Raw genomic sequence first — 22546 nt, forward strand, 5'->3', positions numbered from 1 at the left:
ACCTCACTCACGGCCGGACGCGGAAAAGCGTCGTGTGGGGAGTGCTGACCGGACTCACGGGCGATGTGACCGGGGCGCGGCCGGGAGCAGCACGCTCGGCCGGACAGGCATCGGCCGGCTGATCGGAGAACCCCTGCTGAACAGGGGGTTGCTACTGAATGATGCATCCGTGGCGACCGTCCGTCAATCGGAAACCGCGCAGGTGTCCCGGACGGGGCGGAGGCCACACCCTTCTCCCGTAAATTAGGGTAGCCTCGCCAAAGTATGTGAGCAATCATCGATGCATGCCGAAGCGGCGACGGGAAGGAGCGGGCGCGGTGCGCGTAGTCATTCTGTTCGGGTCGGAGATGGGTACTTCGGAAGCCGCGGCCGGGTGCGTCGCGGACGAGCTGGCCGTCGCGCACGATGTCTCGGTCTACGACATGACCGACTTCGATGTCGACGATCTGGACGTCGCCGACTTCCACGTCGTCGTCTGCTCGACCTACGGTGACGGCGACCTGCCGACCGGCGCGGAGCCCTTCTTCGACGCCCTCGACGCGCGCACGCCCGATCTGACCGGGCTGCGCTTCGCTGTGTTCGGTCTCGGCGATTCCGTCTACGGCGACACGTTCAACCGCGGCGGCGAGATTGCGGCCGAGAAGCTGACCGCACGCGGTGCGGTCCAGGTCGGCGAGCATGCGCGCCACGATGCGTCCACCGAGGTGCGAGTGCGCGACATGGCGCGCGAGTGGGCGCGGTCGCTGCCCGTTCTCGAATTCGCTTCGGCCTGAACGAACCCGCCGCTGCAACGACTCACCGGGACGTTGCGCGGGGTATGCCGGAATTAGGCATACCTACCCCAGCGTGCAAGTGACGCAACGCAAGCGGACGAACAGCAACCGCTTCGGCGGAAGAACCCACGGTCCCGCCGGACAAACGACACAGCGCCAGCGCACATGTGTCCCAGCACCTTAGACTGCTATCAGTGCGACACAGCCCGTCGCGCGCGACGTATCCATGAGGTGACGAAGATGGCAGCCGGAGCGAGCCCCGCGCAACATCAAGACCACTCGACCGGTCATCCCGAGCTGGACGTACTACCGGAGTGGCCGCAGGAAACGATTGCCGTGCTGGTGACGACAGACCCGGCGCCGCATGCGATTCCGGTCTCCTGGCCGGTGCGCGCCGGTGATCGACGCATCCTGATCAGCCTGAAGTTCGATCGCGGTTCGCTGGCCCGGCTGCGCGAGCGCCCCGAGGTCGCGCTGCTGATCCTCGGCGGTGGCAACGTCGCGCTGTGCGCGCGCGGCACCGCCAAGGTGATCGCCGAACAGATGCCCGGCGCGGAGGATTACGCCGCGGTGCAGATCGACGTCACGGTCATCGATGATCACCGCCAGTCCGCGTTCGAGGTGGACAAGGGCATTCAGCGCGTCGTGCTCGATGCCGCCGAATTGCATGCGTTGCAGGGCCGCGTGGAGACCCTGCGCGGCTGGTCCGACGACCAGAACTGAACCGGTACAACGAGAAAGGCGGCGCCCGAGCGCCGTACGGGGAAGGGATTATGAGCGTCACACTCGCCAAGGGCGGAAACGTTTCGCTGTCCAAGCAAGCGCCGAACCTGACCAAGGTCGCGGTGGGACTCGGCTGGGACGTGCGCACCACCACCGGTGCGGATTACGACCTGGACGCGAGCGCACTGGCCACCGGCCCGAACCTGAAGGTGCTCTCCGACCAGCACTTCGTGTTCTACAACAATCTGCGTTCGCCGGAAGGCACCATCGAGCACACCGGTGACAACCTGACCGGTGAGGGCGAGGGTGACGACGAGGTGATCAACGTCGATCTCGCGGCGACGCCGCCGGCGATCACCAACATCTTCTTCCCGGTGTCCATCCACGACGCCGACGCCCGCGGGCAGTCGTTCGGTCAGATCCGCAACGCCTTCATCCGCGTCGTCGACGCCGCCACCGGCGCCGAACTGGCCCGCTACGACCTCACCGAGGACGCCTCCACCGAAACCGCCATGGTGTTCGGCGAGCTGTACCGGCACAGCGGCGAGTGGAAGTTTCGTGCCATCGGCCAGGGCTACGCCTCCGGTCTCGCGGGGATCGCCCGCGACTACGGCGTCAACCTCTGACGCCGGTCGAATCCGAAGCCGAGCGGTCGGCCCCGGCGAATCAGCCGGGGCTCGACAGCGTCTCCGGCAGGCGCTGCGGGTACGCGTGCGCCATGCCGTCGAGCAAACTGAAGTACCGCCGCACCATGAGGACGGCCGTGGTGGCCAACCCCGCGGTCAGTCCCCACCAGACGCCCGCAGCGCCGAGCCGGAGCGGGAAGGCGAGCAGCAGCGCGGTGGGCAGGCCGACCAGCCAGTAGCCGATCAGGGACAGCCGGAAGCCCGCGTTGGTCTCCTTCAGCCCGCGTAGCAGTCCGGTGCCGATGTTCTGCGCGGCGTCGAAGAACTGCAGCACGATGCCGATCAGCAGCAGGGTGCGCGCGATCTCGATGGTCGCGGTGTCGCCGGGCTCCAGGAAGGGCCGCAGCACCGCATCCGGCGCGAGCACGTACACCGCGCCGGTGATCGCGGCGACGATCCCGGCGTAGCGCAGCGCCAGCCAGGCAAGCGCCTTGGCGTGCAGGTATTCGTCGCGCGCGGTCGCGTGACTGACCAGGATCGACGCGCCGTGCGACAGCCCGATCGCCACCTGGAACACGATGTAGATGATCTGGTAGACGACATTGTGAGCGGCCAGCGCGGCGGGACCGATGCTGCCCATCACGAGCGCGAGCACCGAGAACATGCCCGCCTCCGACCCATAGGTGAGCGCGATCGGGGTGCCGAGTTTCAGTTCCGAGACGACGGTCGAACGGTGCACAGGCCACGGCCGGATCGACAGGGTGGGGCCGAGTCGCGGATCGTGGCGCACCATCGCCCAGAACACCCCGAAGGTGATCAGGAAGACCAGGGAGGTGGCCACGCCGATGCCGGTGAGGCCGAGCGCGGGCAGCCCGGCCCAGCCGTGGATCAAGGCAAGGGCCAGTGCCAGATTCAGCGCGACCGAGCCGAGCGTCACCAGCAGCATGGCCTGCGGACGCTGCATGCCGACGGTGTACTGCCGCAGCACTTGGAACCAGAGGCAAGGCAGCAGTCCAGGGGCGAGCGCGAGCATGAGCGGGCGCGCGTCGGCGAGTACTCCGGCGTCCTGCCCGAGCCACTGCAACGACCAGCCGAGTCCGATGAGCACCGCGCCGCCGAGCAGACCGGCGATCGTCGCGATGAGGAAACTCGACCGCACCACCTCGCGCACCTCGCGGTCGGCGCAATCACCGCGCTTGTCCGCGGCGCTGACCGCCGAGGCGATCTGGTTGCCGGTGCCGGTGATCAGCCCAACGCACATGGTGCGAATCTGGTTGAACAACACGATCGCCAGGCCGCCCGCCGCGACCTGGCGAACCCCGAGCGTGCCCATCAGCGCGATATTGGTCGTGGACACCGCGATCTGAGCCAGCTGGGTCAGCGCGATCGGCGTCGCCAGCGCGGCGAGCCGACGTCCGTCGGCGCGGAACTCACCCAGGTTCACCGCGCCTCCACCAGCTGCTTTCGGCGTGCGGGCGAGTAGCGATCCAGCAGACCGAGCACCTCGCGCTCGGTGTCGCCGTCGAGCAGATCGCGGTCGCTCATCCAGTCGTCGTCGAAGACGGTGTCCAGGTACTTCTCGCCGCCGTCGCAGACGATGGTGACCACCGTCGAGCCCGCGGGGAACTCCTCGAGCCGGGTCAGCCCCGCGTACACCGAGCCGCCCGCCGAGCCGCCGAGCATCAGGCCGAGCTTCGCCGCGACGGCGCGGGCGGTGGCGAAGGCCGCCACGTCGGACACCTTCACGCCCTCGTCGAGCAGCGAGTAGTCGACGGCGGTGCCGATGGTGGCGCCCGGCGGCGTGCCGGTGCCGGATTGCCAGTACGGCCCGCCGGGACCGCCGAAGGCGATCGAGCCGACCGGCTCCACACCGATCACGTGCGGCGGGCAGCCCAGCTGGCGCAGCCGGGTCGCGGTGCCGAACAGCGAACCGCCGGTGCCCACCGCCGATAGCAGAATGTCGACCCGGTCGACGTCCTCCAGCAACTCATCGGCCACCGCGTAGTAGCCGACCGCGTTGGCGTCGTTGTTGTGCTGTTCGGTGAAGTAGGCGTCGGCCTGCGCCGCGGCCATCGACTCGGCGAGGTCTTCCCGCGCCGACGTGGCAAGGTTGTCGTCGCCCTCGTCGGCGACGAACACCAACTCCGCACCCATCGCTCGCATCGCGCGCAGCTTGTCCTTACATGCGTGGTGGTCGACCACGGCGGTGAAGCGGTACCCACGTTCGGCAGCAACCACCGCGAGGCCGAGCCCGGTGTTCCCGGACGTGGACTCGATGATATGCCCGCCACTCGACAGCAAACCGCGTCTCTCGGCGTCGAGCACCATCTCGCGCGCCATCCGGATCTTGGCGGCGCCCGTCGGATTGAACTGTTCGAGCTTCAGCAGCAGCCGGGTGCCGGTCGCGGTGGTGGCTAGTTCGAACAGCGGGGTGCGACCGATCAGGTCCGTCACGCGGGTGACGACAGGCATGCAAGTCTCCTATCCATGGGCGACCCGGCTCGGGGGTTCGCCTGCCCCGCGCTGCGCGGTTGCGGCAAGCGGGGCGATGCTGAGTTGTGGTCCTCGTGGTTGATTACCCGGCGTCGAGCGTCCAGCGCAGCCGATCGCCCTGGCCGCCGGAGAGCACGACCTTCGGCGGGATCGGCAGTTCGTGAAAGGCCGACTCGTTCGAATCCATCTGGTATCCGGCGGTGTTCGGATAGACGAGCAGATCACCCACCTCGGCACGCCGGGGCAGCGGGACGCGCCGCCAGCCGATCATGTCGGATTCCAGACAGCTGGCCGCGCCGACGCTGGTCGGCGTCGGTTCTCCTGGGAGTCGGGGCCACAGCACCGGGTCGGGCAGGTACTCGCTGTCGAACCACTGCTCGGACATGCTGAGGCTCGTGCCGTCGACGGTGAGCAGCTGGTACGGCTGTCCGTCCGCGTGCCGGGTCTTGCTGCCCTGCACGCGGAAGACGGTGCTGCCCGCGCGGTCGAGCAGTGCGCGGCCCGGCTCGACCGCTAGGCGAATGTCGTTGTCGCGCAGGCGCCTGCCCAGTTCGCCGTGGGCCAGGATCTCCGACAGCATGGCCGGTCCCGGCACCGGGAAGTGGTACGGGTAGTAGGAGCCGAACGCTTTCCCGGCGTGGAACCAGGAGCGGTCGACGCCCTCGGTGAACTCGCGCCATGCGCGTTCGGGCACGTAGTCGACGCCGAATCCGCCGCCGATGGAGATGGTGCCGACCGGGTGCCCGAGTTCGCGCGCCGCCGCGCAGCGGGCGATCAGGCCGGCGGCCTGCTCGGCGCGGGCGACCGCATCGTAGCCGGAGAGGTGAAAGCTGAAGCCCTCCAGCTGAATCGGCTCCAGGCCGCGCGGTCCGCCCGCGGCGATCACCGACTGCGCCCGGTCCAGCTCGTCGCCGGTCATCCCGAATCGGCTGGCCGAGCCCGCGGGCAGCACCCGAAGCAACACCCTGGCGGGGGTCGCCGCGGAGGCGATCGTTCCGAGGCGGTGGAGCTCGCCGAGGCTGTCCACCGCGATCAGCGCACCGTGGCGCACGGCCAGCCACAGCAGATCGTCGGACTTCGCCGGGCCGGTGACCATCAATTCGCCGCCGCGCACACCGGCGGCCAGCGCGGCCGTCAGCTCGCCGACGCTGGAGACGTCGATCCCCGCGCCGTTCTCCGCGCAGGCCCGCGCCACGCACGCCGCTTTGTTCGCCTTCTTGCCGTAGTACACAACCCCGTCGACCCCCGCCCGCGCGAACGCGTCGTGGAATCCGCGGATGTTGTCCGCCACCCGCGCGGGATACATCAGGTGGAAAGGGCCGCCGATCGCGAAAGCGATATCGGCGAGCAGATGCGGGTCGGCCAGGACCCGCTGCTCCCACTCGTCGGTGTGCGCGGGCATGGCGGGGGCGGTAATCCCAGAGGTCCGGTCCGCTGGGTCATCGGCGATTTCTTCGATGAGCAGTTCGGCGACTTCCTCCACGAGCATCTCGAGGAGGACGTCGTCGGAATCGATGTCGTCCCAGCCGGATTCGGGGTGCACAGCTACGCCGTTCTGGGTTGCCAGGTACCCATCGGTGGCGCGCGGCTCCGAGGCGACGTACTGCGGAACAGCGTGGCCGGCTTCGGGTTCCACCGGCTCGATGTCCTCGGGGAGGTCCATCCACGGGCCGCCCGCCGTCGATTCGACCGCATGGGAAGTAGCCTGCGCCCCAGCATCTTCTGGCAACGACGTACTGGTGTCGAGCGGCGGTGCGGCAGGAGTCGATGGCGTCGTGCCGGAATCGAGTGGCGTCGTCGCGAGCGTTGTCGGTTCGGCGTCGAGCAACGGCAAGCCGGCATCGCATGGCGACATATCGGGCTCGTGCGTCGCCGCGCCGGTGCCGAAAGGTGACGTCCCGGACCTGCTCGGCGACGAGGCGGCGGTGCAGCTCCGGGCGGGATCGGACGCGGGACGTTCACGCTCGGCTCGGGCCGCCTGTGCGCCGGCTCTCGTCTTCCGGGGCGCGGCGACGTCGAACAGGACCATGGCGTCCGGGTCGGCGAGCTCGGGTCCCGGATCGACTGCGGCGTCTAATCCCACAAGGGCACCTCCGTGCCGCGGCCCTCGGCGATGGCGCGTTCGGCGAGCGCGTGCGCGACGGCGACGTCGGTGAGTACCAGGCCGCTGTTGTAGACGAAGATCTTCTCCTCGTCCGAGCGCCGCGCCACGGCCCTGCGGTTGAGGATCTGCGGCAATTCCGCGTCGACCGAGCGCAGCGTGCCGTCCGGGCCGACCATGTCGGTGCCGGTGAGCTGCATCTGTTCGGCACTGGTCGCCACCACCCGGTCGGCTTCCACCAGCGCCGACGGCGCGAGGCCGTAACCGACCAGCACGGCGGTCGAGCCGGGCGCGAGATCCTCTGCTTCCAAGGCCACTTCGGTTCCAGGGCCTGCGGTCGCCAGCACCACGTCGGCGTGGGCCGCGGCGGCGCGCGGGTCGGCGACGGTTTCCAGCAGCACCTCCGGATTGTGCTCGGCCAGCTGCCGGTGCACCGCGGCCAGCCCTTCCGGGTGGGTGCCGTACACCATCAGCTTGCGCAGCTGCGGATTCGCGGCGAGCAAGTGCGGCAGCGCGTTACGACCCTGGGTGCCGGTGCCGATCAGCAGCACGCTCTCCGCGCCGCGGCGCATCGTCTCGCGCACCAGCAGCGCGGACACGGCCGGTGTGCGCAGCGCGCCGACCCGTGCACAGTCCATCATGGCGATGGGCGCGCCCGTGGTGTCGTCGTAGAGCGTGATGGTCGTGTAGTAGCGCTTGGTGCTGCGATCGTGCCCGGGATCGAACTTGTACGAGGTCTTCATGGCGACGACGCGACGCCTGCCGTCGCGGCCGAGCATGGCGTAGGCCACCGACCAGCCGTCCGGATTGGCGACGCTCAGTTTGCGCGGATTGTCCGAATCTCCCGCCGCGAAAGCCAGATACGCGTCTTCGACCGCACGCACCACGTCGCCCGGCGTGATGGGGACGTCGGCGAGGTCGCTACGGCTCAGCACGCGCAGCGGCGTGCTTCGATCACGAGTGTTCAACGGTTCCTCGATCATCTGGTGTTGTGTCCCGCTCTGTATCCGCTCGGCCAGTTCCCACTCGGAACGGGGCGACTGTTCGCTGCCCGTAACCATTCTCATCGGCCTCGGCGGTTCGGCGCCGACGTTCGGGCAGGCGGATGTTGACCCGCTTGAGCCAGCGGTCGGTGCCGTCGTAACGCGCGGTGAACGGTACCCGACCGTGAACGGCCACGTCATTGTCCACCAGCAACAACTCGCCGGGCGCCAGGGCGGCGGTGTGGCACACCCGCTCCAATTCCTCGGTGAGCCGTGCGTAGGCGCTCCGAAATTCGGCGTCGGCGTCATCGAGCGGGGTGTAGGCGGGGTCGTAGCGCAGCGTCGGACTCGTTGTGCCGGAGTGTGATTCGGCCGCATCCCAGATCGTCGGCAGCGGCGGCGGGGTGAAGCGCTCGTGGCCGTCGCCGTAGGAGACGTCGGGCAGGATCGGCAGCGTCGGCGTGCTCAGCAGCCGGTACTCGTCCTCGGTCAGCTCGACCTGCCGGACCGAGGACACCGTGGTGCCCACCAGATCCGGATTGCGCAGGCAGGCCAGCATCAGCAGGTTCGCGCGGTCCGGGTGGAAGGCGTCTTCGGTGTGCGGGGTGAGCAGTGTCTTGCTGCTGGCTCCCGATTGCTCGTCCTCGTGGCCGGGTGTCGGCACGATGTTGTTGACCAAACGTCCATCCTGTTGGCCGGACCAGCCGAACGGTTCGCCCGCGCAACGCGCCAGCAGCATCATGACGATGTCGAGCTGAAAGGAGTTGCCGCGCTGCGGATCACCGCTCCACCGGGCGGCATCGCGCCAGCTCGGAGGCGTCGGCCCGAACTCCTCGTCGGTCAACGGCAGCCTGCTCACGATGGTCGCGCCCGTGGGCCCCGCGGGCGGGCGCATGGCCAGTCGCACCGATTTGGGGAGTTCGCGGGCGCGTGTCTCGATCAACGCGATGAGCGCCGGGTCGGTCAGCCTGAGTGCCACGGCAGCGGCGCCGCGGGGGCTGCGATGTACCGTGGTACAAATCTCACGCGCGAGCTCACGCACCGCGCGCCCGGCGTTCGGGGGCAGCTCGCGTCGTTCGATGTCCTGCGGGTGAAGCGTCTTACGTTCGGAGAGAACGCTTTTCACCGGGGGTTCCCTTCTTCGCATCGGGTCGAAAAGCGGGTGGGGACGATTCGATCTGCGAAGCTAGTGCCTCAGGCGCGGTTAAGCAAGGCTTACCTAAGCGAGTCGCGAAAAAGAGACGCGTGCATCAAAGAGATTAGGTCTCGTCCGGACCGGGCGGTGTGTATTCGTCGGCAACAACTCCCCGCGGGTGGCGGCGATTCGTTCCTCGCGGGATTCGCACTGGTAGACGGCCTATTTAGGCTAGCCTGTCCTAGCCTTGTAGTGTCGGGTCTCGGGCCCGCAGCGAACGATGAGGGAAGGCAGTACCGATGGAGTTCAACCGACGGCAACTTCTGCGTTCGAGCGTCGGAGCCGGCGCGCTACTTTTCGTCGCGGCATGTGGCGACAACGCGGATTCGAACGGCCCCGCGAAGCGCGGCGGCACACTCCGCGTCGGCGCGCTCGGCACCGCGGCGCGCATCGAGCGCGATCCGCACGCGAATCTCAGCAACGAGAGCGATTTCCTGATCGCCTCGCTGGTCTACGACGCGCTGACGGTACCGGGCGCGCAGCCGAATACCGTTGCGCGCCTTGCGAGTTCGTGGGAGTCGGATGCGGTGCAGCGGCGCTGGGCATTCACCATCGCCGAGGGCGCAACCTTCCACGACGGCGCACCGGTTACCTCCGAGGATGTGGTGTGGTCGCTGCGCAGGCTGCGCTCGGTGGGCGGCGCGTCGAAGATGCCCGTCGCGGCCGAGAGCATCACCGCCGACGGCCCGAACCGGGTGGTGCTCACCGTGCCGGAGCCGAATACCCAACTGCCGCTGTTGGTTCGGCTGATGAGCTTCACTGTGAGAAAGGACACCACGGACTTCACGACTGCCATCGGCACCGGTCCGTTCCGCCTGGAGTCCTTCCAGGGCGGCAATGCCCGGCTGGTTCGCAACGAGAACTGGCACGGCGCGGGCGCGGAACCGCGGCTGCCGCTGCTCGACGCCATCGAGGTCACGATGTTCGAAAGCGTGACGGCACTGGGCAATGCGGTGCTGAGCGGTCAGATCGACCTGGCGTCCAACGTCGGTGCGATCGCGGGCCGCAGCGCGGAGGGCCGCGGCGATCTGCGGGTGATACGGCGCGCGAACGACACGATGCTCGGCGTCGCGATGCGCACCGCCGACGGGCCGTTCGCCGATCCGCGGGTGCGCACCGCGATGCGGCTCGGCGTCGACCGCAAGGCGCTGGTGGATCAGGTCCATTCGGGGTACGGCACGATCGCCAACGACATCCTCGGCACCGCCGACCCGCGCTACGACGCGAGCATTCCGCAGCGGACGCGCGACGTCGAGCGCGCGAAAACCCTACTGCGCGAAGCGGGTTTCGACAGCGGGCGCAGTTACCCCCTGGTGACCAAGCCGGAGGTGCCCGGTGAGGTGGAGTCGGCGAAGGCGATCGCCACCCAGCTCGCGGACATCGGCGTCCGGTTGGACGTCGTCGAGCAGGAGTCGAACGCCTTCTACGACCGGACCTGGTTGCAGGCCCCGCTCTACACCATCTCCTGGGGCACCAACGATTCGACGATGTTCTACGCGAGAAATCTCATGTCGAGTGGCTCCAACCGCAACGAAACCGCGTTCCACGACGCGGAATTCGATGCCGCGACGGCCACCGCGCTGGCCGCCGCCGACTCGTCCGAGCTCGACAAGGCAAGCCGCCGTGTGCAATCCATCCAGCACGAGCGCGGCGGCTACCTGGTGTGGGGCATGGCCGACGGTATCGACATCGCCACCGCGGCGGTGCGCGACCTGCCTGCGCTCGGAGGTTTCGGGCGGGTGCAGCTCGAACGGGCCTGGTTGGCGTGAGAACCTTCGCCCGGCTTCTGCTCCGGCGCGTCGCACTGTTGCTCGCGCTGCTCGCCGCGGTGTTCGTGGCCGTGGATCTGTTGCCTGGCAGCACCGCTCGCGCGGTCCTCGGCCGGGAAGCCACGCCGGAGCAGGTCGCGGCGAAGGAACGGGAGCTCGGACTGGACCGGCCGCTCGTCGTGCGGTTCCTGGACTGGATCTCGGGGGTGGCGACCGGCGATTTCGGCCGCACCGCGCGCGGCAGGTCGATCAACGAGCTGCTCGCGGACAAGTTTCCGCCGACCCTGCTGCTCGGCGGTCTCGCGCTCACGGTGACGGTGCTGGCCTCGATGCTGCTCGGTGCGTGGTGGGCGATGTGCTCTCGGGGCGCTGCGGCGCGGGTGTTGCAGCCGGGTAGCACGGTCGCGGCGGCCGTTCCCGAGTTCGTGCTGGCGACGCTGCTGATCATGGTGTTCTCGCTGGCGACGGGCTGGCTGCCCGCGGTCACCATCACCGGTCGCTCCGGCTTCCCGGTGAGTGCGGACATGCTCGTGCTGCCCGTCCTCGCGCTGGCCATTCCGCAGATCGGCTGGAACACCCGGGTGGTGCGGGCCGCGCTGGCCGATGCCGCTCGCGCGCCGCACGTGGAAAGCGCGGTGCTGGACGGACTTTCGATGCCGCACCTGCTGGCTCGCTACCTGGTGCCGTTCGCCGCGCCCACCATCGTGGCGAGCTTCGCCACCACCGTCGGCATGCTGCTCGGGGGCGCGCTGGTGGTCGAGACCATCTTCAACTACCCGGGTCTCGGCGCGGTGCTGGCCGGATCGGTGGCCGACCGCGACACGTCGGTGGTGGCGGCCGTGGTCGCGCTCTCGGGCCTGGTCATCATGCTGATGCTCGCCGTGGCCGACGGTATTCGGGCGTGGTCGCTGCGGGGGCGTCGATGAGATCGCCGATGATGTCGCATCGTTCGCTCCGGTCAGGTCGGTGGGGCTGCGCCGGATCCACGCGGTGCGAGGCATCCGCGCGCAGGGCGATATCAGCTACGGCGCAATGGAATTCGGTGCGGCGGAATTCGGTGCAGCGAGATATAGCGCGGTGGGATACGGCGCAGCGGGAAGGGGCGCGATGAACCGACTCCGAGTGCTCGCCCTGCTACCCGCGCTCCTGGTGATCGCAGCCGCCGCGCTCGGGCCCGCCCTGGCGCCAAAGCCCGCGGAACGCGCGGTCGGCATCCCGTTCGCGGATCCGAGCGGTGCCGCCTGGCTCGGCACCGATCGGTTGGGCCGAGATGTACTGAGCCACTTGCTGTACGGCGGCTGGGGACTGCTGCTGCTCGCCGCCGTGATCGCGGTGCTGGTGACCGCCGTGTCGAGCGTGCTCGGCGCGGTCGCGGCGCTGCGATCGCGGGTCGGCGCGCTGATCGAGACCGCGACCGATTTCGCGATGCTCGTCCCCGCGGTGCTCGGCATCCTGCTCGTCCTCACGACGTGGCCGGACGCGGGCGTCTACGGGCTGATCGTGGTGGCCATGTTGTTCGGAGCGCCCTACTGCGCACGGGTCTTCGCCGCCGCTGCCGCGGGCGTCGCGGCCAGCGGCTACGTCGAAGCCGCGCGCGCGAGCGGAGAAACACTCGCCCACTTGGTCTTCCGCGAGGTGCTGCCGAACCTGCGCGAGGTGCTCGCCGCCCAGCTCGGCCTGCGTTTCGTCGCTGCCGTCTACCTGGTCAGCACCGCCTCCTTTCTGCACCTCCCCACCACTCTCGGCGCGAGCAACTGGGCGGTCATGGTCCGCGACAACGCCTCAGGGATGCTGCTCAACCCCTGGTCGGTATTGGCGCCCAGCCTCGCCATCGCCATCGTCGCGGTCAGCGTGAACCTCGCGGTCACCGAATTCGGCCGCGGCGGGCGGACATCGGTCATGGTGGAGACGGCGAGTATTCGTCGGGGCGCGGACCTCGACGGGCGGGTCGTGGCGCAGGCCGATAGCGCGATCGGCCCATCGGAATCCGGTGCGATATGCGACGAAGGCGAAGCCGATAAGACTCCGGCCAGCGGGACGCGGTCGGCGGAGTTGTCCGGCGTCAGCCGCGAGCCGCACCCGGCCGTGGTGGTGGACGGGCTGTTCGTGCGCGGTCCCGCCGGGCAGGAGCTGGCCGGGCCCCTCTCGTTCCGGATGCAGCCGGGCAGCGTTACCGCGCTCACCGGTCCGTCGGGATCGGGCAAGACGACTGTCATGCGTGCGCTGCTCGGCCAGTTGCCGCCCGGGGCGGTTCGCGCCACCGGCACGGTGACGGTGGCCGGGCATGCGGTATTCGCCCTGGATTCCGCTGCGCTGCGGCGTTTTCGGCGGACGGAGATCACCTACGTCGGCCAGGACCCGGGCTCGGCGTTGAACCCGCTCATGCGAGTCCGGACCTTGCTCGCCGAAGTCGCCCGCGATCGCTCCGAGCCCGCTCTCCTCGAAGCCTTGGCGGCGGTGGGCCTGTCCGCCGAGCACCTGCGTCGCAGGCCCGGCGAACTCTCGGGCGGTCAGCAACGCCGCGTCGCCTTGGCCCGAGCCTTGGTCCGCCGCACCGGCATCCTGGTGCTCGACGAACCGCTGGCCGGTCTGCACGGTGCACTGCGTGCCGAAATCGGCGCCCTGCTCGGCGATCTCGCGAAGCGCGGCACCACGATCCTCCTCTCCGGCCACGACACTGCCGCCATCCACGCCATCGCCGATCAGGTGATCGAGGTCGGCGCGCCCGCGCCGGATTCGCGCTCCGCCGAGTCGGATGCGAACGCGGCTATCACTGTTCCGCCGGTAAGTGCGTACCGATCCCACGCGGCCGAGCACAACGAGAGCATCGCCGCCGATCCCGACGGGGATGACCTCGTGCGCCCGCGCTCCGGCTCCGGACGACCCGACACGAACACGAAGAATGCGGCCGTGCCGGAGACTCCCGCGCACACCACCGTCGACGGCTCACAACCACCGATCGCCCTGCGCGCCAGCGGCATCAGCGTCGCCATCGGACGACATCGCGTCCTCGCCGACATCGACCTCGCGCTCACGGCGGGCTCCGCGCTCGCGGTCGTCGGCGCTTCCGGGGCAGGCAAGACCACCCTCGCCAGGGTGATCGCCGGTCTCCGCGCGGCCGAGAGCGGTTCACTGGCGCTGGTGGACAACCCGATCGAGATCGGTGGCAAGCGCCGGATCGGGCGGGGCGGCGACGGCATTCAACTCGTTCCGCAGAATCCGATGTCGGCGCTCAACCCACGTCGCACCGTCGCCCAGACGCTCGGCAGACCACTGCGCCGTATCGCTCGGATCCCGAAAAGCGCCGCGCCACAGCGGATCACCGAGCTGCTCGATGCCGTGGAGCTGCCCGCGGCGCTGACCGCGCGGTATCCGCACGAACTGTCCGGCGGCCAGCGCCAGCGGGTTGCGCTGGCCCGTGCCCTGGCCGCCGATCCCGCGGTACTGCTCTGCGACGAGATCACCTCGGCCCTCGATCACGCGACGGCGGCCTCGATCATGGCCCTGCTGGACCGGATTCGCGCCGAACGGGGCACCGCCCTGCTGGTGATCACGCACGACATGAACCTGGTCGCCGGACACTGCGCCGAACTGGTCGTGCTGGATCACGGCCGGATCGTCGAATCCGGCCGCACCGACGAGGTATTCGCGAACCCCACCGAACAGGCCACCCACGATCTGCTGGTCTGAGAGGGCAGTGACACGCGACACGCCGCAGCATGCGCCCCACCGGCTCGTGATCTTCGCTGCGGGCGAAACCAACCGGGAGCACTCCGCCGGATCTGGATGATGGAAGAGTGCTCCCGAAGAAGACCGGCGTCCTTGCCGCGGCGCTGGTGGTCCTGACGCTCGCCGGTTGCGGCATCGGCGCCGACTTGCCGCCCATTCCCGAAGGCATCCCGCCCGGGCCCGGCACGCCGCTGCCCGTGATCGATGTCGACGGACCGGGCCGCACCGCACTGCAATTGCGCGGCTGGGCCGGGGAACAGGCCGGTGTGCTCGGCATCCCGTCGGTAGCACTCGAGGCCTACGGCTACGCCGCCGCGGTGATGGCCAGCTCGCGTCCCGACTGCGGCATCGCCTGGACTACGCTCGCGGGCATCGCCAGCGTCGAGAGCAAGCACGGCACCCATCGCGGTTCCGACGTCGACGACCACGGCACCGTCGTCCCGCCGATCATCGGCATCCCACTGGACGGCTCGCCCGGCGTCGCACTGATCCGCGACACCGACGGCGGCACACTCGACGGCGACCAGGTCTACGACCGCGCGGTCGGCCCGCTCCAGTTCATCCCGGAGACCTGGAAGCGCTGGGGCGTGGACGCCAACGGCGACGGCGTGATCGACCCGCAGAACATCGATGACGCCGCGCTCACCGCGGCGCGCTATCTGTGCGCCAGTGGCGGCGACCTGACCTCCGAACGCGGCTGGCAATCGGCGCTCATGACCTACAACCAGTCCACCCGCTACCTGCTCACCGTCCGCGACCGCGCCGCCGCCTACAGCGTCGGCCGTCGTGTGTGAGCGCAGCGTGCGCCGTCGCCCGGAGTGCCGGTTACCTCGTACGCGGTGAGGGCGCTAGGCTCGGCAACGCACGGCCCATCCGTGAGACCTACCGTGCCAGCAGCCGAAGGAGTGTCGTTTTCGTGGCCATCATCGAACAGGTCGGAGCTCGCGAGATCCTGGATTCGCGCGGAAACCCCACTGTCGAGGTCGAGATCGCCCTCGACGACGGCACGCTGACCCGTGCTGCGGTGCCGTCCGGCGCCTCCACCGGTGAGCACGAAGCCGTCGAGCTGCGCGACGGCGGCGACCGCTACCTCGGCAAGGGCGTGCGGAAGGCCGTCGAGGGCGTCCTCGACGAGATCGCGCCTGCCGTCATCGGCTTGGATGCGGTCGAGCAGCGCACCGTCGATCAGACACTGCTGGATCTGGACGGCACCCCGGACAAGTCCCGCCTCGGCGCGAACGCCCTGCTCGGCGTGTCGCTCGCGGTGGCCCGCGCCGCCGCCGAGTCCTCGGGCCTGGAGCTGTTCCGCTACCTGGGCGGGCCGAACGCGCACGTGCTTCCCGTGCCGATGATGAACATCCTCAACGGTGGCGCGCACGCCGACACCGGCGTCGACGTCCAGGAATTCATGGTCGCCCCGATCGGCGCGCCGACCTTCAAGGAGTCGCTGCGCTGGGGCGCGGAGGTCTACCACGCGCTGAAGTCGGTGCTGAAGTCCAAGGGCCTGTCCACCGGCCTCGGTGACGAGGGCGGCTTCGCCCCCGACGTGGCGGGCACCCGCGAGGCGCTCGACCTGATCAGCGTCGCGGTCGCCAAGACCGGCCTGAAGCTCGGCACCGACGTGGCGCTGGCGCTGGACGTCGCGGCCACCGAGTTCTACACCGCGGGCACCGGTTACAAGTTCGAGGGCTCCGATCGCACCGCCGCCGAGATGGCGCAGTTCTACGCCGAGCTGCTCACCGCCTACCCGCTGGTCTCCATCGAGGACCCGCTGTCGGAGGACGACTGGGACGGCTGGATCGCGCTGACCGACCAGATCGGCGACAAGATCCAGCTGGTCGGCGACGACCTGTTCGTCACCAACCCGGAGCGCCTGGAAGAGGGCATCGCCAAGGGCGCCGCCAACGCGCTGCTGGTGAAGGTCAACCAGATCGGCACCCTGACCGAGACCCTGGACGCCGTCGAGCTGGCGCACCGCAACGGCTACAAGACGATGATGTCGCACCGGTCCGGCGAGACCGAGGACACCACCATCGCCGACCTCGCGGTCGCGGTCGGCAGCGGCCAGATCAAGACCGGCGCTCCGGCGCGCAGCGAGCGGGTCGCCAAGTACAACCAGCTGCTGCGCATCGAGGACGCGCTGGGCGACTCCGCCCGCTACGCGGGGGACGTGGCGTTCCCGCGCTTCGCGTTCGAGGGCTGACAGCCGCCTGGATACAGGGAGCGGTATGACGGAGCGACGTGCGCGTGGGACCAGTCCGGCCGGACGCGGAGACCGCCGCACGTCGCGTGCCGCTCGATCACGTCCGAGGGCGGGCGCGGACACCGAAACCGCAGCCCGCCCGGCCGCGGCCAAACGCACGCGCAAGCGCAGCGAGACCGCGGCGAAGGCCCAACCGCGCAAGATAGCCCCGCGCCCGGGCGGCGGGGACAAGCACGAGCGCACCATTCTCGGCTTGTCCACCGGCAAGGCCGTCATTCTCGCGGTCGTGGTGTGCGCGCTGGCGCTGACACTGTCCGTGCCGATGCGCACCTACTTCAGCCAGCGCGCCGAAGCCGCGCAACTGGCGCAGGAGCGCATCCAGCTCGAGACCGACCTGGCCAGGCTGCGGGATCGCCGTGCGCAACAACAGGATCCGGCCTACATCCGATCGGAGGCCAAGGACCGGTTGCGGCTGGTGATGCCAGGGGAGACGCCCTACATCGTGCAGGTGCCGGGCATCGAAGCGCCGCCGCGCCCGGCCGCGCCGCCGCGCTCCAAGGAGCCCGACCCGTGGTACACGGACCTGTGGCGCACCCTCTCCGAACCGCAGCCGACGCTCGCGGCCGAGCCGACGCCACCCGTGGGCTCGTCGCCCGCCGCCCCACCCCCGCCAGGACCGGAAGGACCCAGGTGACCGCACCGACAGACCGCGATCTCGAGATCATCGCCGAACAGCTCGGCCGTGCGCCGCGCGGCGTGCTCGCCGTCGCCTACCGCACCCCGGACGGGCTGCCCGCGGTGGTCAAGACCGCGCCGCGGCTGCCGGACGGCACCCCATTCCCGACCCTGTACTACCTGACCGACCCCCGGCTGACCGCCGAGGCCAGCAGGCAGGAATCGGCGGGCGTGATGCGCGAAATGACCGAGCGGCTCGCCGCCGATCCGGAACTGGCCGCGGCCTACCGCGCCGCCCACGAGAGCTACCTGGCCGAGCGGAACGCGATCGAATCCCTCGGCACCGATTTCACCGGCGGCGGCATGCCCGAACGGGTGAAGTGCCTGCACGTGCTCATCGCGCACAGCCTCGCCAAGGGGCCCGGCGTCAACCCATTCGGCGACGAGGCCGTGGCGCTGGCCGCCGAGCACGGACTGCGGGGCACCGCCGTCCCGGCCGACTGGCCGACGTACCCGCCGAAAGATGGAGCAGAGCATGAGTGACCGGGTCGCCGCCATCGATTGCGGGACGAACTCCATCCGACTATTGGTCGCCGACGTGCTCCCGGACGGCCGCCTGGCCGACGTGCACCGCGAGATGCGAATCGTGCGGCTGGGCCAGGGCGTGGACGCCACGGGTTCGCTGGCGCCCGAGGCGATCGAGCGCACCAGGGTCGCACTCGCGGAGTACACCGGGCTCATGCGCGACGCCGGGGTCTCGCGGGTGCGGATGGTCGCCACCTCGGCGACCCGTGACGCGTCCAACCGCGAGGATTTCTTCGCCATGGCCCGCGCCGAACTCGGCACCGTGGTGCCCGGCGCGGAGGCCGAGGTGATCACCGGCGACGAAGAGGCGCGCCTCTCGTTCACCGGCGCGATCGGCGAATTGTCCAGCGCGGCAGGCCCGTTCGTCGTCGTCGACCTGGGCGGCGGCTCCACCGAGCTGGTCTTCGGCGACAGCGACGGCGTGCACGCCGCGTTCTCCGCCGACATCGGCTGCGTGCGGATCACCGAGCGCTGCCTGCCCGGCGATCCGCCCACCCCCGAGCAGGTCACCGCGGCCCGCGAATTCGCCACCGAGCGACTCGCCGAGGCCTTCGCCAAGGTGCCCGTCGAGAACGCGCACACCTGGGTAGGCGTCGCGGGCACCATGACCACGCTGGCCGCCATCGCCCTCGACCTGCCCGAATACGATTCGGACCGAGTGCATTTGACCGCGCTCACGCTGGATCAGGTCCGCCAGGTCTGCGACCGGCTGATCGGCATGAACCACGAGGAACGCGCCGCCCTCGGCCCCATGCACCCCGGCCGGGTCGATGTCATCGGCGGCGGCGCCGTCATCACCGAGGTGCTCGCCTACGAACTGTCCCGTCGTGCGAACATCACCGAACTGATCGTCAGCGAGCACGACATCCTCGACGGCATCGCGCTGTCCATCGCCTGAGCGCCTCGTCGCGCGCGGCGCGAAAGGTGTTCGGCCGGAGCGTGATCGGTGGCCTGCGCGATCAGGCTGGCGGTGACTCGATCATTAGCAGGGCGGCCGCGCGAAGGTCGGCGCGAGGTCCTTCGCCGTACAGCTCGGTGAGTGCGGTCTCCGCGACCATCGCGACCAGCAGGTGGGCGACCGCCGCGGGGTCCGGCCAGCCGATGGCGGCGAGATCGGGTTCGATCGATGCGGCGACCAGCTCGTTGCGGGCGTGCACCTCGTCGAGCAGGTCGGTGTCGGTGCGGGACTGGGCGAGAAAGGCTTTCGTGCCCCGGGTGGCGAGACAGGCGTCCAGGTAGGCGATAACGCCCGTGCGTAGCCGCTCCACCCCGGGGGGCAGGTCGGCGATCGCGGCGGCGACGGTCTGCGTCAGTTCGTCGTGATAGCGGCGGTGCAGCGCGACGACGTAACTGCGTCGATCCGAAAAATGGTGGTAGAAGGTGCCTTTCGCCATTCCGGCGAGCTCGACCACCGCGTTGATCGATAGCCCGCGCAGCCCCTTGTCCTCGGCGACCTTGGCTCCCGCGGTCAGCAGGGCGGTGCGACCTGGCTCGGCCGGACGTGGCATGGGGGTTCCTTTCTGTTGCCTCTTTCGCAGATCCTACCGACCCGCTACGGTGTGACCGACCGGTCGGTCACGACAGATCGACGGTACCTCACGAGGAGATCGACCATGCGAATATCCCGACGGTGGATTGCGGCACTGGCGGCCGCCGTGACCATGGCGGCTGGCTGGCCCGCCGGTTCGGCCGCGGCCGAGGAGTCACCGACCTACAGCTATCTGTCGGGGCTCGCCGCCCAGCTCACCGGTCCGAGTCAACCGCCGCCGGGCGCCAACGACTGGTCTTGCCGACCGAGCGAGGCGCACCCGAATCCGGTGGTGCTGCTGCACGGCCTGAGCAACGACACCATCACCTGGAACACCCTCTCGCCGGTGCTCGCCACCGCGGGTTACTGCGTCTTCTCCACCACCTACGGCGCCGGCCCGCTCGGCCCGATCGGCGCCATCGCACCCATACCGGACAGCGCGCGGCAGATCGCGGACTTCATCGACCGGGTACGCGCCGCGACCGGCGCCCGGCAGGTCGATCTCGTCGGCCATTCGATGGGCGGAGCCGTCCCGTTCTACTACCTCAACCACCTCGGTGGCGTGCCGAACATCGACGACTACATCGCGCTGGCCGCACCGCTGCACGGCTCGACGCTCAGCGGCACCGACGCGGTGTTCTCCTCGGTGCTGGACGCTCTCGGAGTGCGCGACGCGGTCGCCGATCGGTGCGGCCCGTGCCAGGTCTCGCCCGGTTCGCCGATGCTCGACGTCCTCAATCCGGACCCCGCGATCGCCCCCGGCATCGATTTCACGACCATCGTCAGCAGATACGACCAGATCGCGACGCCGTACACCACCGGCCTGCTCGACGGCCCCAACGTCCGCAACATCGTGCTGCAGGACCTGTGCTCGACGGACTACACCGAGCACTACGAACTGACGGCCGACCCGGTGACCGTGCGCGAGGTGCTGAACGCTCTGGACCCGGCCAACGCCCGTCCCGCCGACTGCGCGGTGGTGCTGCCCTACATCGGACCCTTGGGCCGATAGCTCTCGTCGGCGCGCCCCATGATGAGGGCGGCCAATCGGGACAGCGACTCCTGATTGCGCGGCTTCAGCGCCGCCCGTTGTAGCTGGCTCGGCATCAGCACGGCGGGCCCGCTCATGGCGTGCTCGGTCATCCGGATGCGGGTGGTGCGGGGCTGGATCTCGGTGAGCTCCAGCATGATTCGGGCCGAGCCGATCGGCCACAGCCGGGCCTCCAGCTCGATCATCCGCGGCGGATCGATATCGCGGACGGTGGTCACGTCCCGCGCGGTCAGCGGCCACAGGCCGACGCTGTGGTGGATGCGGGTGCCCACATCGGGCCAGCCGGGATCGACCTGCCGGATGTGCGAGGCCCCCACCACCCAGCTGGAATACAACCAGCCGTCGGCGAGGACCGCGAACGCCTGCCCGGGGTCGACCGGCACGGTCAGTTCGGCATCCAGCATGTGCCCATCGCCTCCTTCTGGCTTCGACTGTCACGTTGCTGGGATCTCGCTCGTCCGCCTCTTCAGGGTAAGGGTGAACCGCTCGGACCGCCCGGCAATGCGGGTCCGCTATCTCTGCCGTGCGCAAACGTCGCCCCGGTGCGGCGAGTTGCGTGATTTGCTGCACAGTTGCAATTTGTGTCAAGGTGCTGGGTATGTCCCAAGTAGTGGAATCCGAGCGGCCGATCCCCGCTCGGACTCTGTTCGGCCATCCGATCGGGTTGGCGAACCTGTTCGGCGTGGAGCTGTGGGAGCGGTTCTCCTTCTACGGCATGGTCACGATCCTCGGGTACTACCTGTACTACTCGGTGTCGGACGGCGGTCTCGGGCTGCCGCAGAGCACCGCCGTCGGCATCGTCGGGGCCTACGGCGGCCTGGTGTACCTGTCCACCGTGCTGGGCGGCTGGATCGCCGACCGGCTGCTCGGCATGGAGCGGACCGTCTTCTACGGCGGTGTGGTCGTCATGGCCGGGCACATCGCCCTCGCCGTGCTGCCCGGACTGGCAGGCGTGGGTGTCGGCCTGGTCTTGGTGGCGCTGGGTAGCGGCGCGCTGAAGGCGAACGCCTCCTCGCTGCTCGGCACGCTCTACCCGAAGGACGACGCGCGCATCGACGGCGGCTTCACGCTCTTCTACCTGGGCATCAACATCGGCGCGTTCGCGGGCCCGTTGCTCACCGGCCTGCTTCAGACCCGCCTCGGCTTCCACTACGGCTTCGGCGCCGCAGCCATCGGCATGGCGCTGGGCCTCACCCAGTACGTGATCTTCCGGCGCAACCTCGGCACCGCCGGTCGCGACGTGCCGAACCCGTTGCCGCGCAGCGCGATCTGGCCCACCCTCGGCGTGGCGCTCGGTATCGTGGTGGCGGTCGCCGTCGCCTTCGCGACCCGGTTGGTCACGCTGGACAACCTGCCCGAGGCGACGACGGTCGTGATTGCGGTGGCTTCGCTCGGGTATTTCGCCGTCATGCTCACCAGCGGCAAGGTCGCACCCATCGAACGCAGCAGGGTGCGGGCGTTCATCCCGCTGTTCCTCGCCAACGCGGTGTTCTGGTCGCTGTTCCAGCAGATCTTCACCGTGCTGGCCGTCTACTCCGACGAGCGCATGAACTGGAGCATCTTCGGGTGGACCGCGCCCTCCAGCTGGATCGGCTCGGTGGAGCCCGTCTGGATCATCACGCTGTCGCCGCTGTTCGCGCTGCTGTGGACCAAGCTCGGCAATCGCGCGCCGAGTACGCCGCACAAGTTCGCGCTAGGCGTCGTCGGCATGGGCGTGGCATTCCTGCTGTTCGTTCCGCTCGCCGGATTCGAGGACAAGTCCGTGCCCGCGCTGGCGGTGCTGGTGATCATGGCCGGGTTCGCGGTCTCGGAACTGCTGCTCTCCCCGATCGGGCTCGCGGTGACCACCCAGCTCGCCCCGGAAGCGTTCCGAGCGCAAATGATGGCGTTGTACTTCTTTTCCGTCGGTATTGGTACGTCGATGTCGGGCGTTCTTGCTCGTTTTTACGCCCCTGGGCATGAAGTCGCCTACTTTGGCATCACCGGTGCCGTGGCGATCGTGGTCGGACTGATCGTCGCGGCACTGGGACCGTGGATCAGTCGCTACATGGCCGGCGTCCACTAGCAAACCGGCGGCACCCGGCAACCCCGGCGTCCTGCCTGATCATGTTT

The 22546-nt window shown here is 69.4% G+C and carries 20 protein-coding genes; 13 read left to right on the top strand and 7 right to left on the bottom strand.

All coding sequences use genetic code 11. The features are described 5' to 3' along the window. The first annotated feature begins 317 nt into the window (after positions 1-317). From NL1_RS06875 to NL1_RS06885, 3 genes are all read left to right on the top strand, one after another. Positions 318-773 (top strand): flavodoxin domain-containing protein, encoded by a 456-nt coding sequence (locus NL1_RS06875; protein WP_067835673.1) that lies wholly within the window; start codon positions 318-320, stop codon positions 771-773. Positions 774-1013: 240 nt separating this feature from the next. Then, on the top strand, positions 1014-1496 hold the full coding sequence (locus NL1_RS06880; protein ID WP_067835520.1) for a pyridoxamine 5'-phosphate oxidase family protein: 483 nt from the start codon (positions 1014-1016) through the stop codon (positions 1494-1496). A gap of 50 nt (positions 1497-1546) precedes the next feature. Further along, positions 1547-2122 carry a TerD family protein gene (locus NL1_RS06885; RefSeq protein ID WP_067835522.1) on the top strand — a complete coding sequence of 192 codons (576 nt, stop codon included), beginning with the start codon at positions 1547-1549 and terminating at the stop codon, positions 2120-2122. A 40-nt stretch (positions 2123-2162) separates the two neighbouring features. Here NL1_RS06885 and NL1_RS06890 read toward each other — a convergent pair whose 3' ends face one another. The 5 genes from NL1_RS06890 to NL1_RS06910 form a co-directional block, all read right to left on the bottom strand. Then, positions 2163-3566, bottom strand: a complete 1404-nt coding sequence (locus tag NL1_RS06890; RefSeq protein ID WP_067835524.1) for an MATE family efflux transporter — start codon at positions 3564-3566, stop codon at positions 2163-2165. Then, positions 3563-4594 carry a PLP-dependent cysteine synthase family protein gene (locus NL1_RS06895; RefSeq protein ID WP_067835526.1) on the bottom strand — a complete coding sequence of 344 codons (1032 nt, stop codon included), beginning with the start codon at positions 4592-4594 and terminating at the stop codon, positions 3563-3565. The genes NL1_RS06890 and NL1_RS06895 overlap by 4 nt, the downstream gene beginning before the upstream one ends. A gap of 103 nt (positions 4595-4697) precedes the next feature. Beyond that, the gene (locus tag NL1_RS06900; protein ID WP_307622087.1) at positions 4698-6698 is read right to left on the bottom strand and encodes a type III PLP-dependent enzyme domain-containing protein; all 2001 of its coding nucleotides are present in this window, start codon (positions 6696-6698) and stop codon (positions 4698-4700) included. Beyond that, complete coding sequence (locus NL1_RS06905) at positions 6689-7699, bottom strand: ornithine cyclodeaminase family protein (protein WP_174553397.1); 1011 nt, start codon at positions 7697-7699, stop codon at positions 6689-6691. The genes NL1_RS06900 and NL1_RS06905 overlap by 10 nt, the downstream gene beginning before the upstream one ends. After that, positions 7671-8678: a TauD/TfdA family dioxygenase gene (locus NL1_RS06910; RefSeq protein WP_245673120.1), complete on the bottom strand. Its 1008-nt coding sequence runs from the start codon at positions 8676-8678 to the stop codon at positions 7671-7673. The genes NL1_RS06905 and NL1_RS06910 overlap by 29 nt, the downstream gene beginning before the upstream one ends. A 455-nt stretch (positions 8679-9133) precedes the next feature. Between NL1_RS06910 and NL1_RS06915 the strand changes: the two genes are divergently transcribed. The 8 genes from NL1_RS06915 to NL1_RS06955 all read left to right on the top strand — a co-directional run bounded on the left by NL1_RS06915 (position 9134) and on the right by NL1_RS06955 (position 18753). Beyond that, the gene (locus NL1_RS06915; RefSeq protein ID WP_067835531.1) at positions 9134-10663 is read left to right on the top strand and encodes an ABC transporter substrate-binding protein; all 1530 of its coding nucleotides are present in this window, start codon (positions 9134-9136) and stop codon (positions 10661-10663) included. Next, positions 10660-11589 (top strand): ABC transporter permease, encoded by a 930-nt coding sequence (locus tag NL1_RS06920; protein ID WP_156094703.1) that lies wholly within the window; start codon positions 10660-10662, stop codon positions 11587-11589. The genes NL1_RS06915 and NL1_RS06920 overlap by 4 nt, the downstream gene beginning before the upstream one ends. Positions 11590-11629: 40 nt before the next feature. Next, on the top strand, positions 11630-14353 hold the full coding sequence (locus NL1_RS06930) for an ABC transporter ATP-binding protein/permease (protein WP_245673121.1): 2724 nt from the start codon (positions 11630-11632) through the stop codon (positions 14351-14353). A gap of 107 nt (positions 14354-14460) precedes the next feature. Next, positions 14461-15186 (top strand): lytic transglycosylase domain-containing protein, encoded by a 726-nt coding sequence (locus NL1_RS06935; protein WP_067835533.1) that lies wholly within the window; start codon positions 14461-14463, stop codon positions 15184-15186. A gap of 122 nt (positions 15187-15308) precedes the next feature. Further along, positions 15309-16595, top strand: a complete 1287-nt coding sequence (eno, locus tag NL1_RS06940) for a phosphopyruvate hydratase (protein ID WP_067835534.1) — start codon at positions 15309-15311, stop codon at positions 16593-16595. A gap of 25 nt (positions 16596-16620) precedes the next feature. Further along, positions 16621-17289 carry an FtsB family cell division protein gene (locus NL1_RS06945; RefSeq protein ID WP_067835537.1) on the top strand — a complete coding sequence of 223 codons (669 nt, stop codon included), beginning with the start codon at positions 16621-16623 and terminating at the stop codon, positions 17287-17289. Then, a complete protein-coding gene (locus tag NL1_RS06950; protein WP_067835539.1) occupies positions 17286-17813 on the top strand; it encodes a DUF501 domain-containing protein in 528 nt (175 codons plus the stop codon). The genes NL1_RS06945 and NL1_RS06950 overlap by 4 nt, the downstream gene beginning before the upstream one ends. Next, positions 17806-18753: a Ppx/GppA phosphatase family protein gene (locus NL1_RS06955; protein WP_067835541.1), complete on the top strand. Its 948-nt coding sequence runs from the start codon at positions 17806-17808 to the stop codon at positions 18751-18753. The genes NL1_RS06950 and NL1_RS06955 overlap by 8 nt, the downstream gene beginning before the upstream one ends. Before the next feature lie 61 nt (positions 18754-18814). Here NL1_RS06955 and NL1_RS06960 read toward each other — a convergent pair whose 3' ends face one another. Beyond that, entirely contained in the window at positions 18815-19363 is a 549-nt protein-coding gene (locus tag NL1_RS06960; protein ID WP_067835543.1) for a TetR/AcrR family transcriptional regulator, read from the bottom strand. A 105-nt stretch (positions 19364-19468) separates the two neighbouring features. On the opposite strand from NL1_RS06960, the gene NL1_RS06965 reads away from it, so the two are divergent. Further along, positions 19469-20395 (top strand): esterase/lipase family protein, encoded by a 927-nt coding sequence (locus NL1_RS06965; protein WP_067835545.1) that lies wholly within the window; start codon positions 19469-19471, stop codon positions 20393-20395. Here NL1_RS06965 and NL1_RS06970 read toward each other — a convergent pair. Then, positions 20371-20838, bottom strand: coding sequence for an SRPBCC family protein (locus NL1_RS06970; RefSeq protein ID WP_067835547.1), 468 nt, complete (start codon positions 20836-20838; stop codon positions 20371-20373). The genes NL1_RS06965 and NL1_RS06970 overlap by 25 nt on opposite strands. Before the next feature lie 194 nt (positions 20839-21032). On the opposite strand from NL1_RS06970, the gene NL1_RS06975 reads away from it, so the two are divergent. Beyond that, positions 21033-22499, top strand: a complete 1467-nt coding sequence (locus NL1_RS06975; RefSeq protein ID WP_067835549.1) for a peptide MFS transporter — start codon at positions 21033-21035, stop codon at positions 22497-22499. Positions 22500-22546 lie beyond the last annotated feature (47 nt).

Origin of the sequence: Nocardia lijiangensis NBRC 108240 (assembly GCF_001613045.1) — a bacterium.
GTDB classification, from domain to species: Bacteria; Actinomycetota; Actinomycetes; order Mycobacteriales; family Mycobacteriaceae; genus Nocardia; species Nocardia lijiangensis.